This window comes from Paenarthrobacter sp. NPDC057981 (assembly GCF_042886835.1).
GTDB lineage: Bacteria > Actinomycetota > Actinomycetes > Actinomycetales > Micrococcaceae > Arthrobacter.
In genome coordinates this window covers 1-13,305 of sequence record NZ_JBHVQI010000018.1, presented here as the reverse complement: position 1 = coordinate 13,305, position 13,305 = coordinate 1, and the positions used below count along the sequence as shown (strand labels likewise).

The following is a 13,305-nucleotide window of genomic DNA, read 5'->3' as shown; positions in this document are numbered from 1 at the left end:
TTAGCCAAGGCCCCGCAACATGAAGCAGGACTCGCGCAACAGTTCCTGTGGTGCAACGCGCCGTTTAGTCCAGGACCAGGCCCTTGCCGCGGCCACGGGCCAGCATGACCGGGTGGATCTCGCCAAAACCGCGCACGTTCTCCGACTTCTGGGGCACCAGCACGAAACGGTCGTCCTGCCCCAAGGCCGCAGCGGTCATGGCATCGACCAGGACCGTGCCCGGCTGAGCCAGCGTTGTCAGGCGGGCGGCCAGGTTCACCGTGGGTCCATAGATGTCGCCAAGCCGCGAGAGGATGCGCCCCCACACCATGGACACCCGGCACTGAGGCAGGATTTCATCTTCAGTGAAGGCCTGTGCCAAAGCGAGGGAAATCTCGGCCCCGGCAGCCGGGGTCTCGGCAATGTACAGCACTTCATCGCCCACGGTCTTGACCAGTCGCCCACCGCCGACTGAGATGATTTCGGCACACTTGTTCTCGAAGCGCTGCACCAGCTGGGCCAGCGTTTTTTCGTTCATGCGCCGCGAAAGGCTGGTGTACGAGACGAGGTCGGCAAAACCGACGGCGCGCGCCAAGGGCAACGGGGAATCGTCCTCGTCACCTTCACGGCCTTCTTCGCTGGCCTGGAGCCCTGCTTCGGCGCGCACTGCCAGCCGCTGGATACCGGCATTGAGCTGTCTGCGGTAGGAGTAGACGAGGATCTCTTCGAGGGAGTCCACCAGGGACGGCAAGCGGCCCACCAATTGCTTACGGGCCACGGCGTCCGGAATGCCCTGCTCAGAGACCATGTCTTCCACCAGGGCCTCGATCTGCCAGACCACCATGCGGTCCGTCATCTGGCCAATGGACCGAGTCACGGAGATGGCGGCTTCTTCGGTCAGCAAGCCCGCCCGCACCAGGTCCAGGATGCGGGACAGCGCTGCTTGGTCGCGCTCAGTGAACGCTACGTCCTCGTCGTTAAAGTTCGGGAAACCCAGTGCCCGCCATACCTTGCGGGCGGACAGGATGGACACGCCCGCGCCGGCGGCCACCTCACGACGCCGAAGCTTGCGTTCGCCGCCCAGCAGTTTCGATTCCAAAGCTTTGATGGCGAGCCGCTCCGCCGACATCACGCCAGTCGGAGGACCTGTCGGCACGCTCGTCCGGACGGGGCCCGGCTCGGTGTCCTCGTCCTCTGGAGTCTCCGCTGCGGCGTCCGAAGGTTCGGGTGCGGCGTCGAACTCCTGGTCCAGGTCCTCGCCGGACTGCTGATCCTCAACGCTCATCCCATCCACCTTCTCTCAATTCCCACGGCAATTCTTCATAGTCGTCCAGCACTTCGCCCTCAAAAGGCTCACCTTGCGGGAGTTCGTCCATCGCGTCAAGAATGAAACCCCTGAATTTGCCTGCCTCAGGGACATCGGTCAGCAACGCTGCTCGGGAGTGCCCGGTATCCAAGGATATATTCCCTGAGTGCAATGACCGTTGGATCAGGCTTTGGTGGACTCCCACATTGCGGACGGACGCCAGGTTTACCTGCCAATCATTGCGCCGGAACATTCCGTATCTGGCAAGTATGCGCCGGCTGGTCAGGATGTACCGGATGGATCGCCACTTCAGGACGCGCTTGAGGCTGTACGCCGCCAGAAACCACGCCGCCAGCAGAACACACGCACCCAACAGCCAGGGCGTCCAGTCCGCTGAAATGAAAGGAACGAGGCGCTGTGCGTTGCCTTTGACGATCCAGGCGCACGCATACGCAGCGACGGCAGGAACAACGATGAAGGCCAGCACGGGAAAGAAGAGGGAGCGGGCCTGTTGACGCGTGATGGTGATGACCTGCTCCCCCGGAAGCAACTCTTTACGCATAACCGCTTTCTGTGGCGCGCAGATGCACCACATCGCCGGCAGTGATGACATGCTCCCGGCCACCATGGTCAACCACCAGCAAGGAGCCGTGCTCGTCCAGGCGGGATGCATGCCCCACCAGTTCAAGATCGCCGGGCAGATGCGCCCGGACTTCCCGCCCCAGAGTGACCATGGCCGATTCAACCCGCTTGTGCAGCGACGCTCCGCCGGCCAAACCCGCCGAAGGGTCTCCTTCGGAGTTGCAGAAGCTGCGGTAAAGGCGGGCAAAACGCGAAAGGTAGCTTTTCAGCAGCGCGGTGCGGTCCGTCGTCGTGGCCCCTTCGACGGCGAGGGACGTCGCGGTGGGAACCGGCAGCTCGTCCTCGGCGAGGGAGACGTTGAGGCCGACACCCAGGACCACTGCCGGCACGGAGCCGTCCCCGAGGGGCGTCATCTGGGCAAGGATGCCTGCGATCTTCCGGCCCTTGACCAGGACATCATTGGGCCACTTGATCTCGGCAGTCACTCCGGCCGTTTCCTGCAACGCTTCGCGCAAGGCGACTGCTGCCAGCAGTGACAACCACGAGTAGCTCTGGGTGGGAACCGGCATGCCCTGGGACGTGACGGGCCGCAGCACGATGGAGACGGATACTGCCGACCGCTCGGGCGCTTCCCAGTGCCGGTCCAGGCGTCCACGCGCCGCCGTCTGGTGTTCGGCCGTCAGTACGGCGAGATCGCCCCACTTCTTCGGCTCCACGCTCACCGCCCGCACGAGGTCCGCGTTGGTGGAGCCGGTCGAGTCGACGATTTCCAATTGAGAGATGCCGGTGGCGGACAGGAAGTCCGGCTGCTGCAACGATTCGCGATCCAGCGCGGGCCGTTCCACGCCCCTGGAGGGCACCTGCGGTTCGCTGCTGTTGGGCTGTTCGGCATCCATAGCTGAATCCTATCCAGTTGCGCCGTCCGGGAAGGCCCGCTGCCCTGAAAAGAACCCGTTAATAGGCTTAGAGGAAGATGTCCGGCACCAGTCGGTCTTCCGCAGCACCCAGGCTGTAGGGGGCGAAATCCGTGACACCGGCCGCGCGCAGGACTTCCTCATCGGTATAGAAGTTGCCAGTGGCTCCTGAAGATGTCAGTACTGCATGGGCCGCGTCGGCCATGATTTCCGGTCCACGCGCGGCTTGAACCATTTGCCGGCCACCGGGCATGTTCCGGATCGCAGCGGTGTCGATCAAAGTGCATGGCCACAGCGAGTTGACCGACACGTCGTCGTTCTTCAACTCTTCGGCGAGTCCCAGGGTGGTCAGGCTCATCCCGTACTTGGCCATGGTGTAGGCCAGGTGCATGCCCGCCCACTTGGGGTCGAGGTTCAGCGGCGGGGAAAGCGTCAGGATATGGCCGTTGCCGGACTCCCTGAGTGCCGGCAATGCCAGCTTCGACAACAGAAAGGTGCCACGGACGTTGATGTCCTGCATGAGGTCGTAGCGCTTCATGTCTACGGCGTCGGTGCGGGACAGGTCGATGGCCGAGGCGTTGTTGACCACGACGTCGATGCCCCCGAAACGCTCGACGGCGGCGGCAACCGCGGCGGCGACGTCGTCATCATTGCGGACGTCCCCGACCAGCGGGAGGGCCTGTCCGCCGGCGGCGGCCAGCTGCTCCGCCGCGGTAAAGACCGTGCCCTCGAGTTTCGGGTGCGGATCGCCGGTCTTGGCCATAAGGACGATGTTGGCGCCATCGCGTGCGGCGCGGGTGGCGATGGCCAAGCCGATGCCGCGGCTGCCGCCTGACATCAGGATGGTTCTGCCTTTGAGCGAACCCTTGGCGACGTAGGGGCTGCCGCTTTGGGAAAGTGTGCTGGAAGCATCGTTGCTTGAAGTCATGGGGACACTCTAACCCAACTATGTTACTGACGGGTAACATAGTGGTTGATTTGGCTACGGCGCGGAAAATTGTAGGGTTTCTACAGCGGTTCGCGGCAAACGCGTCACTAGACTGGCCTGCGGGGCCTGTTCTTTGTACGGAAGCTACTTAAGTCAGCTACATGTCCGCACTCAGGACTGCGCCAGCGAATATCAGCTACAGAGCCGGAGACACTTGATGAGCCACGATCTGACAACGACAGCGGGAAAGATTGCCGACTTCCGCGACCGCCAGGCACGGGCAGAGCAGCCTTCCGGCCCGGAAGCGATCGAGAAGCAACACGCACGCGGAAAGAACACCGCCCGTGAGCGCATCGACCTCTTGGTCGACCCCGATTCGTTTGTCGAGTTCGACGCCCTTGCCGTCCACCGTTCCACCGCTTTCGGCATGGAAAAGAAGAAGCCCCTGGGCGATGGCGTAGTCTCCGGATACGGCACCGTGGATGGCCGCCTGGTTGCCATCTACAGCCAGGATTTCAGCGTCTACGGCGGCTCCTTGAGCCAGGTCAACGGCGAAAAGATCGTCAAGGTCCAGGAATTTGCCCTCCGTAACGGCTGCCCGGTTGTCGGCATCAACGACGGCGGCGGCGCACGAATCCAGGAAGGCGTCGCCTCCTTGGCCATGTTCGCGGACATCTTCCGCAACAACGTCCATGCCTCCGGTGTGGTCCCGCAGATCTCCCTCATCATGGGACCCTGTGCCGGCGGCGCGGCCTACTCCCCCGCCCTGACCGACTACGTGGTGATGGTGGACAAGACCTCCCACATGTTCATCACCGGCCCGGACGTCATCAAGACCGTCACCGGCGAAGACGTGGACATGGAAACCCTGGGCGGCGCACGCCAGCACAACGCCACCACCGGCACGTCCACGTACCTGGCATCCGACGAAGCGGACGCGATCGAGTTCGTCCGCGAACTCCTGGACTTCCTGCCCTCCAACAATCTCTCCGAGGCTCCGGTCGTTGAGCACGACCAGGAACTGGAACTCGACGACGACGACCTCGCCCTGGATACGTTGATTCCGGATTCGGCCAACCAGCCTTACGACATGCGCAAGGTCATTGAGCAGATCGTAGACGACGCACACTTCCTGGAAATGCAGTCGCTGTATGCCCCCAACGTCATCATTGGCTACGGCCGCGTTGAAGGGCACACCGTTGGCATCGTGGCCAACCAACCCATGCAGTTCGCCGGAACACTGGACATCTCGGCGTCGGAAAAGGCTGCCCGCTTTGTCCGCCACTGCGACGCCTTCAACATCCCCATCATCACCCTGGTGGACGTCCCGGGCTTCCTTCCCGGCAAGGACCAGGAGTTCCAGGGCATCATCCGCCGTGGCGCCAAGCTCCTCTACGCCTACGCCGAAGCTACTGTTCCCAAGCTCACGGTCATCACCCGCAAGGCCTACGGCGGAGCGTACATCGTGATGGGTTCCAAGAAGCTCGGCGCCGACCTCAACCTCGCGTGGCCCACGGCCCAAATCGGTGTCATGGGTGCCCAGGGTGCCGTAAACATCCTGTACCGCCGCGATCTCGCAGCCGTTGCCGAGGCCGGCGGGGACGTTGAGGCCCGCCGTGCAGAGATCATCCAGGGCTACGAGGAAGAACTCCTCAACCCGTACCAGGCCGCTGAGCTTGGTTATGTGGACGCCGTCATCGCACCCTCGGACACCCGACTGCAGATTATTCGTGGCTTGCGTGCCCTGCGTGACAAGCGTGCGAGCCTGCCCACCAAGAAGCACGGAAACATCCCGCTGTGACCACCGCACAGACCCCTCCACCGGCCGACGAGCCCACGCAGCCCCTGTTCTCGGTGGTCAAGGGCGAACCGACGCCCGAAGAGCTCGCGGCGGTTGCCGCCGTCGTGGTTTCCCTTGGCGCCCCGCAGGAAGCGGAGCCGTCCAAGCCGAACGTCAGGCACTGGGTGCGCCGCCAGCAGTTGCGCCTTGACCCCACGCCGGGTCCGGGCGCGTGGAGGCGCAGCCGGGGCTGATTTTCCGCGGCGCACGGCGAATAAGTTCAACAACCCTTTCACGTGGCGTTCGTCACGGTTAGGCTCTGTGGGTGACTACTGCAAACACCCCCGTACGCCCGAAGTCTGCCATCGACGCCGTCGCTGACGCGTACACAGAAAAGCTGATCGAACTCAATCCCAGCTTCGCCACGACGCTTGGGCTGCCCGGCCACGAGACGGAGTACCAGGACTACTCGCCGGCCGGAGCGGCAGCCCACGCGCAGGCAGCGCGGGACGCCCTGGATTCCTTGGCCGCACTTGAGCCCGCTGACGAAACGGATGCCGTGACGCTCGATGCGATGCGCGAGCGCCTCGGTCTGGACCTGGAGATCCACGCATCCGGCTGGGACGCAGCGGACCTGAACAACATCGCTTCCCCGGCCCAGGACATCCGCGCCATTTTCGACCTCATGCCTACCGACACGGCAGAACAGTGGGAGCACATCGCCGGCCGCGCGGCCAATGTACCGGGCGCGATCGAGGGGTATATCGAGTCCCTCCGCTCCGGAGCCGCTGCCGGCAAAGTCTCCGCTGCCCGGCAGGTCCGCATCGTCATCGAGCAGACCAGCCGTTATGCCGCCGAGGACGGCTTCTTCGCCAAGCTCGCCGCCAATGCCCGGATTGGCGACGCCCCGCTGCCCACCGACGTCCAGGACAAGCTCGACGCCGGAACGTCGGCGGCGCGGTCGGCGTACAGTGCCCTGGGCGCCTTCCTCCGGGACGAGCTCCTCCCCGTGGCCCCGAAAAAGGACGCCGTTGGACGTGAGCGCTACGCCCTTGCCTCCCGGTCATTCCTTGGGGCCGAGGTGGACCTGGAAGAAACGTACGCCTGGGGTGTGCAGGAACTGGACCGGCTCATCGGTGAGCAGGAAAAAGTTGCGGGACAGATCAAACCGGGTGCTTCGATCGAGGAAGCCAAGAGCATCCTCAACAACGATCCTGCCCGGCAGATCAAGGGCACCGACGCCCTGAAGGCCTGGATGCAGGAACTCTCCGACCGTGCTGTGTCCGAACTGGCGGACGTACACTTCGACATTCCGGACGTCATGCGGACCCTTGAATGCATGATCGCCCCAACCGATGAGGGCGGCATCTACTACACCGGTCCTTCGGACGACTTCTCCCGGCCCGGCCGGATGTGGTGGTCCGTGCCGGCAGGCGAAGACACCTTCACTACCTGGTCCGAGACCACCACGGTCTTCCACGAAGGCGTCCCGGGACACCACCTGCAGGTGGCAACGGCAACATACCGCCGCGAGCTGCTGAACAACTGGCGCCGCAACGTCTGCTGGGTCTCCGGCCACGGCGAAGGGTGGGCCCTGTATGCCGAACAGCTCATGCTTGAACTGGGCTACCTCAAGGACCCGGGCGATCACATGGGTATGCTGGACGGCCAGCGCATGCGTGCGGCGCGCGTGGTCTTTGACATCGGCGTCCACCTGGAGCTGCCCATTCCCGAACGCTGGGGCTCCGGCACCTGGACCCCGGAGAAGGGCTTCGATTTCCTCAAGGCCAACCTTGATATCAGCGAGGGGCAGCTTCAGTTCGAATTCGCCCGCTATCTCGGCTGGCCGGGACAGGCACCCTCCTACAAGGTAGGCCAACGTCTCTGGGAGCAGATCAGGACAGACCTCGAGGGCCGGGAGGACTTCGACCTCAAGTCCTTCCACAGCAAAGCCCTGAACATAGGCTCGGTAGGCCTGGACGTGCTGCGGAGGGCGTTGCTGGGGTAGCCCGCTTGGGTACGCCCCCGGCGGGCGGGTCCGCACCCGTCCCCGCCAAGCGCGCCCCTTCGGCGTTGGCTTCGCACCCGTAGCCGCGAAATGCACCAGCGGTTACGGGTGCGATCGGCGTTACGGGGTGCGGACCACAACAACGACGCCGACGCCCACCTTTGGTACCGGTGCTTGCCGGAGAGCAACGTCACAAACGCACAGGGAATAACATTTGCGCACGTAACATTTCTCAACGTCCGTTCGCTATGTTATTTGGCAAGCACCTACCGTGTTCCGGTGAGCACCTCAATCCAAACATCCCCTTCAGCTGGAAAGACCGGCTTCCGGCTCCCCAAGTGGGCCGGTTCCTTCGGCGTCCAGATCATCGCTGCCCTCATTGTCGGCCTGGTTCTCGGCCTCATCGCCAAGTACACCGGCAGCACCAAGGCTGCCCCCAACGGCCTCGGCGCAACCCTCCAAACGATCGGCTCCAGCTACGTCTCGTTGCTGCAGACCGCCGTCGTTCCTTTGATTTTCACGGCCGTGGTGAGCTCCATCGCGAACCTGCGCCAGGTTTCCAATGCAGCACGCCTCGCGTGGAACACCCTGCTCTGGTTTGCCATCACCTCTCTCATTTCCGTGCTGATCGGCATTGGCTTGGGCGTGCTCCTGCAGCCGGGCGCTGCCACCGGCATCACCCAGAAAGCTGAATATGCCGGCAAGACCGGTGACTGGTGGGCCTTCCTGATCGGCCTGTTCCCGAAGAACTTCCTGGGCTTGGGCGCGAGCTCCACTGTGACAGAGAGCGCCAACGCTGCCACCACGGTGAGCACGTCCGTCAGCTTCAACGTCCTCCAGATCCTGGTGGTTGCGATCGCCGTCGGAATTGCTGCCCTCAAGGTGGGCAAGCAGGCTGAGGCTTTCCTGACGTTCAACGCATCCGCACTGGCCGTCATCCAGAAGGTTCTGTGGTGGATCATCCGCATCGCCCCTCTGGGAACCATCGGCCTGATCGGCAACGCCGTTGCCATCTACGGCTGGGACACCATCGGATCGCTGGGCAAGTTCACGGCCGCCATCTACATCGGCCTGGCCCTGGTCCTCTTTGTGCTCTACCCCATCCTGGTCCGTGCTCACGGCCTGTCGATCAAGCAGTACTTCTCCGGCGTCTGGCCTGCCGTCCAGCTGGCCTTCGTCTCCCGTTCCTCGATCGGCACGCTGCCGCTCACGCAGCGCGTCACTGAACGGAACCTCGGCGTTCCCTCCGGCTACGCTTCCTTCGCCGTGCCGCTCGGAGCCACTACCAAGATGGACGGCTGCGCCGCGATCTACCCGGCTGTTGCGGCGATCTTCGTGGCACAGTTCTTCGGCATCAACCTGGACTTCAGCCAGTACTTGCTAATCGTGCTGGTTTCGGTCCTCGGCTCCGCAGCTACGGCAGGCACCACCGGCGCCGTCGTCATGCTCACGCTGACCCTGTCCACGCTGGGACTGCCGCTGGCCGGCGTCGGCCTCTTGCTGGCCATCGACCCCATCCTGGACATGGGCCGTACCGCCGTCAACGTGGCCGGACAGGCCCTGGTTCCCGCGATTGTCGCCAAGCGTCAGGGCATCCTGGACGAGTCGCTGTACAACGCGCCGCGCAACGGTGCAGCGTTCGCCGACGAGTACGCAGCCGACAAGGCCGCAGCGGAAGCCGACGAGCGCGAGTTGGCCGACTCCAAAGCCTAGCGTCAGCCGATTGTGAACGGTGTTGATCCCCTGGGGAGTTCTCCCCGGGGGATTTCCCCGTTAAAGGGCCGAAAGCTGGATAGGCTCTGACCATGTTGATCGTCACCTCCAATGAAATCCCGGGCCACCGTATTGATGCCGTCTTCGGCGAAGTCATGGGCCTGACCGTCCGATCGCGCGATATCGGCTCACAGATGCTCGCCGGCTTCCGCTCACTGGGCGGCGGCGAGCTGCCCGAAATGACCAGAGCGCTCTACGAAAGCCGCCAGGAAGTCATGGCGCGCATGGTCAACGAAGCACAGCAGCGCGGCGCCAACGCCATTGTTGCCATGCGCTTTGACACCTCCGAAATGGGCACCAACTGGACCGAAGTGTGTGCCTACGGGACCGCTGTTTATGTGCTTCCTTTGGGCGAGGGCGAGCCCGGTGCCACCGGTCAGTCGATTTACCTGACCAAGCAGCCGCAGGCATCCCAACCGGCACAGCCGCAGCAGCCGCCCGCGCCGCCGGTCCAGCCAGCACCTCCGGCCCCGCCGCAGCAGTTCTGATCCTCCTTCGGTCCGCTGGTCCCGCTTCCTCCCGCTTTTGCCCGCTCTCCCTGCCGTTCTTCGGTGAGGAGAACGGGCGAGGGCGGGATCTTTTTCCCCCATAGGAAAAAGCAGTTTGCGCACAGTGCAAAGTTGCACTTAGTGTAAGTATGTGACTTCCACCAACAAGCAGGAGCAAGGGTCCGCGCTCCCATCAACCGGGCAGGGCACCCCTTCACGGCGCGAACTGAACAAGGCGGCTACCCGCAGTTCCATTGCTTCCGCCGCCCTGGATCTCCTCCGCAGCAGAGGGTCCGGGAACTTCACCGTCGAGGACATAGCCGCCAGCGCAGGCGTTTCCCGGCGCACGTTCTTCAACTACTTCCCCAGTCTCGAAGCTGCCCTCGCCTCCGTCGCGGACGGCTTCATGGACCGGGCGTTGGAGCAGTTCCGGTTGCGGCCAGCGGACGAGTCGATCCTTGAATCCGCCCAAGCCGCGCTGATGGCCCTCGCCGACCCCATGTCCGTTGCCCCCATGGCCGAGCTGTTCAGCCTGACCCAGGACAACCGTTCCCTGGCCCGCTCCGAGCTCGAAGCCTGGGACCACTGCACCGAGCAGATCATCGACGCCGCCCGCTACAGGCTGGGCGCAGGCGTCAGCGAGCTCTACCTGCATGCACTGGCAGGCTCCGTCATTTCCTGTGGCAAAGCTGCCATGAACGTCTGGTTCGCCGAGCGCGGACCGGACCTCTCCCCCGACTCGCTCGCTGTCCTTCGCCAGCACCTCATCGACGCGATGGGGCTGCTGGGAGGCGGCTTCGCGCCGTCGTCGGGCGCTTCCGCTCAAACCGCACCCGCTCCTTCCATCACAGATCGGTTCTGACATGGCTTCGTTCCTCTACCGCCTCGGCAAATTTTCGTATCGCCGCCGCTGGCTGGTCATTTCCATATGGCTCGCGGTGCTGGTGGCCGTGGGCGGCTCCGCCGCCGCCTTCCACGGCACCATGTCCAACAACTTCACCATCCCCGGCACCGAAACACAGCGCATGGCTGACAAGCTCAAAGAAGCCCTGCCGGACGCATCCGGCGGTTCCGCCAGCGTCGTGTTCGACGCCGGTGATGCTGGTTTCGACCAGGCCAAGAAGGACGCCGTCGGTGCGGCGCTGGAGAAGCTGAAGAGCATTCCGGAAGTCCAGTCGACAGTGAACCCCTTCACAACGCAGGAGCAACTGGACAAGGCAGCCGGTGACATCGCCGCGGGCGAGGCCCAGGCAGCCGCAGGCAAGGCCCAGCTGGACGCCGGACGTGCACAGCTCACCGCAGGCGAAGCCCAGCTCGCCGCCACCGAACAGCAGCTTGCCGCTTCCGGCCTCTCGCCCGCCCAGATTGACGCCCAGTTGGGTGCGCAGCGCGCCCAGCTGGCCGCGACCAAAGAAAAGCTCGACGCCGGAGACAAGGAAGCTGCCGAGGGCGCCGTCAAACTGGCGCTCGGCAAGCGTCAGGCCGAGGCCTCCGAAGGGCTGCGCTTCGTCTCCAGCGACAACAAGGCCGCTGTGGCCCAGGTCCAGTTCAAGACCTCCATCAATGCCGTAGATCCCGCGGTCCGGGAGGAAGTACAGGAGATCGTCCACGGCGTGTCTTCCGCAGGCGTCACCGCCTACGCCAGCAAGGAGATCACCGAAGACGTCTCGGAAATTTTCGGCATCGCTGAAATTGTTGGTGTCGCTGTTGCAGCCCTGGTCCTGATTCTCATGCTCGGCACATTGATCGCCGCAGGTCTGCCTCTCCTGATGGCGCTGATCGGCGTGGCCGTGGGTGTCGGCGGGACCTTTGCCCTCACCAGCGTGATCGACATGAGCTCCATCTCCCCCATGCTTGCGCTGATGCTCGGCCTCGCGGTGGGAATCGACTATTCCCTCTTCATCGTCAACCGGCACCGCACTCAACTGCTGGCCGGGATGGACGGGGAAGAATCCGCAGCCCTCGCAACGGGCACTTCGGGCAACGCCGTGCTGTTCGCCGGCCTCACGGTCATCATCGCGCTGGCTGCCTTGGTGGTGCCCGGCTTGCCCTTCCTTGCCGTCATGGGTGTTGCCGCCGCAGCGACAGTCGGGGTCGCCGTCGTCGTCGCTTTGACCCTGACGCCCGCCGTCCTGGGGTTGATCGGCCGCAGGCTCATTTCCAAGCGCGCTTGGGCAAAGTCCGCCAAGCACAACGCCGAACCGGGCCACGAAGCCGCCGACCGCGAGCGTGACGAGAAGCGCAGCAGCGGTGGCTGGGGTGGACTGGTAACGCGTCATCCGTGGGTTTCCCTTATAGCGAGCGTGGTCCTTTTGGGCGCTTTGGCACTGCCCGCTTCGCAGCTGCGCCTGGCACTGCCCGACGGCGGTTCGGAACCTGTCGATTCGCAGGCCTACAAGGCCTACGACCTCACCCGCAGCAGCTTCGGCGAAGGCATGACCGGCCCGATCATCGTGGTGGCTGAGTTCCCCGAGGGCCTCAACGAGAACGACGCCAAGAACAAGCAGTACGACGTCGCCGGGCAGCTCCGCAGCGTCGAGAACGTCACAGCGGCGGTCCCCGTGGCCATCAGCGGCGACTACCGCACCGCCGTCTTCCAAGTCATTCCGAAGGAGGGCCCTGCCAGCGCCGGAACCGTGCAGGTGGTCTCTGATCTTCGCGCCAAGGGCAAGGCCATTCAGGACGACCTCGGCGTCACCATCGGCCTGACCGGACAGACTGCCGGCAACATCGATGTCTCCGCAAAGCTGGGCGCTGCGTTGCCGCCGTACTTGGCCATTGTGGTGGGGCTTTCCTTGATCCTGCTCCTGCTGGTGTTCCGCTCGATCGTCGTGCCGCTGCTGGCCACTGGCGGGTTCCTGCTCTCGCTGGCCGCCGCGTTCGGTGCCGTGGTTGCCGTGTACCAGTGGGGCTGGCTGGGATCCGTCTTCGACGTCGCGAACCCGGGCGCGGTCCTGAGCTTCCTGCCCATCATCCTGATCGGCGTGCTGTTCGGCCTTGCCATGGACTACCAGGTGTTCATTACCTCCGGCATGCGGGAATCCTTCATGCATGGCGAGTCCGCCAAGCACGCCGTCCGCACGGGATTCAGCCACGCAGCTGCAGTGGTGACGGCGGCCGCGATCATCATGGTCAGCGTGTTCTCCGGCTTCATCTTCAGCCACCTGACCATGGTCCGGCCGCTCGGCTTCGCGATGGCGTTCGGCGTGCTCATCGACGCTTTCGTGGTCCGCATGACGATCGTGCCCGCCATCATGTACCTGCTCGGCGAGAAGGCCTGGTGGCTGCCAAAGTGGCTGGGACGGATCCTCCCGGACGTGGACGTTGAAGGCGCCAAGCTGGAGCGCAGCGACCGTTCGAAGACAGGTTCCGAGGAACTGGTCCACTAGACGCTCACTCACATCCCCGGGCATAACCCACTGACGCTCTCTCACTTTCTCCACGAAAGTGAGTGCGGTCGTATGGTTTTTTGAGACAGCTTGATGGGAGATTCGTTTCAGATGACCACGCCCAGAAGAAAATATGATGCCGCGTTTCGTGAGGAAGC

General features: G+C 63.9%; 11 protein-coding genes. 7 read left to right on the top strand and 4 right to left on the bottom strand.

Annotation, left to right across the window (positions count from 1 at the left end; genetic code table 11):
• Window positions 1-64: 64 nt before the first annotated feature.
• From ACFVSI_RS15730 to ACFVSI_RS15715, 4 genes are all read right to left on the bottom strand, one after another.
• A complete protein-coding gene (locus ACFVSI_RS15730) occupies window positions 65-1,264 on the bottom strand; it encodes an adenylate/guanylate cyclase domain-containing protein (RefSeq protein WP_387825499.1) in 1,200 nt (399 codons plus the stop codon).
• Window positions 1,254-1,847, bottom strand: coding sequence for a PH domain-containing protein (locus ACFVSI_RS15725; protein WP_387825496.1), 594 nt, complete (start codon window positions 1,845-1,847; stop codon window positions 1,254-1,256). The genes ACFVSI_RS15730 and ACFVSI_RS15725 overlap by 11 nt, the downstream gene beginning before the upstream one ends.
• The gene (locus ACFVSI_RS15720; RefSeq protein WP_387825493.1) at window positions 1,840-2,763 is read right to left on the bottom strand and encodes a biotin--[acetyl-CoA-carboxylase] ligase; all 924 of its coding nucleotides are present in this window, start codon (window positions 2,761-2,763) and stop codon (window positions 1,840-1,842) included. Before ACFVSI_RS15720 ends, ACFVSI_RS15725 begins: the two co-directional genes overlap by 8 nt.
• Before the next feature lie 67 nt (window positions 2,764-2,830).
• Entirely contained in the window at window positions 2,831-3,709 is an 879-nt protein-coding gene (locus ACFVSI_RS15715; protein WP_387825490.1) for an SDR family oxidoreductase, read from the bottom strand.
• A gap of 217 nt (window positions 3,710-3,926) precedes the next feature.
• On the opposite strand from ACFVSI_RS15715, the gene ACFVSI_RS15710 reads away from it, so the two are divergent.
• The 7 genes from ACFVSI_RS15710 (at window position 3,927) to ACFVSI_RS15680 (ending at window position 13,147) form a co-directional block, all read left to right on the top strand.
• Complete coding sequence (locus ACFVSI_RS15710; protein WP_262277908.1) at window positions 3,927-5,510, top strand: acyl-CoA carboxylase subunit beta; 1,584 nt, start codon at window positions 3,927-3,929, stop codon at window positions 5,508-5,510.
• Window positions 5,507-5,743 carry an acyl-CoA carboxylase subunit epsilon gene (locus ACFVSI_RS15705; protein ID WP_387825486.1) on the top strand — a complete coding sequence of 79 codons (237 nt, stop codon included), beginning with the start codon at window positions 5,507-5,509 and terminating at the stop codon, window positions 5,741-5,743. The genes ACFVSI_RS15710 and ACFVSI_RS15705 overlap by 4 nt, the downstream gene beginning before the upstream one ends.
• A 71-nt stretch (window positions 5,744-5,814) precedes the next feature.
• Entirely contained in the window at window positions 5,815-7,497 is a 1,683-nt protein-coding gene (locus ACFVSI_RS15700; protein WP_387825483.1) for a DUF885 domain-containing protein, read from the top strand.
• A 279-nt stretch (window positions 7,498-7,776) separates the two neighbouring features.
• Window positions 7,777-9,210 (top strand): dicarboxylate/amino acid:cation symporter, encoded by a 1,434-nt coding sequence (locus tag ACFVSI_RS15695; RefSeq protein WP_387825480.1) that lies wholly within the window; start codon window positions 7,777-7,779, stop codon window positions 9,208-9,210.
• Between the two features lie 92 nt (window positions 9,211-9,302).
• Window positions 9,303-9,758: a YbjQ family protein gene (locus tag ACFVSI_RS15690; protein WP_387825477.1), complete on the top strand. Its 456-nt coding sequence runs from the start codon at window positions 9,303-9,305 to the stop codon at window positions 9,756-9,758.
• A 151-nt stretch (window positions 9,759-9,909) separates the two neighbouring features.
• On the top strand, window positions 9,910-10,620 hold the full coding sequence (locus ACFVSI_RS15685; RefSeq protein WP_387825474.1) for a TetR family transcriptional regulator: 711 nt from the start codon (window positions 9,910-9,912) through the stop codon (window positions 10,618-10,620).
• 1 nt (window position 10,621) lies between these two features.
• Entirely contained in the window at window positions 10,622-13,147 is a 2,526-nt protein-coding gene (locus tag ACFVSI_RS15680; protein WP_387825471.1) for an MMPL family transporter, read from the top strand.
• Window positions 13,148-13,305 lie beyond the last annotated feature (158 nt).

What these genes read in the sequence shown, in the direction of transcription:
- ACFVSI_RS15730 (WP_387825499.1), bottom strand. Translation starts at nt 1,264, where the DNA reads ATGAGCGTTGAGGATCAGCAGTCCGGCGAGGACCTGGACCAGGAGTTC.
- ACFVSI_RS15725 (WP_387825496.1), bottom strand. Translation starts at nt 1,847, where the DNA reads ATGCGTAAAGAGTTGCTTCCGGGGGAGCAGGTCATCACCATCACGCGT.
- ACFVSI_RS15720 (WP_387825493.1), bottom strand. Translation starts at nt 2,763, where the DNA reads ATGGATGCCGAACAGCCCAACAGCAGCGAACCGCAGGTGCCCTCCAGG.
- ACFVSI_RS15715 (WP_387825490.1), bottom strand. Translation starts at nt 3,709, where the DNA reads ATGACTTCAAGCAACGATGCTTCCAGCACACTTTCCCAAAGCGGCAGC.
- ACFVSI_RS15710 (WP_262277908.1), top strand. Translation starts at nt 3,927, where the DNA reads ATGAGCCACGATCTGACAACGACAGCGGGAAAGATTGCCGACTTCCGC.
- ACFVSI_RS15690 (WP_387825477.1), top strand. Translation starts at nt 9,303, where the DNA reads ATGTTGATCGTCACCTCCAATGAAATCCCGGGCCACCGTATTGATGCC.
- ACFVSI_RS15680 (WP_387825471.1), top strand. Translation starts at nt 10,622, where the DNA reads ATGGCTTCGTTCCTCTACCGCCTCGGCAAATTTTCGTATCGCCGCCGC.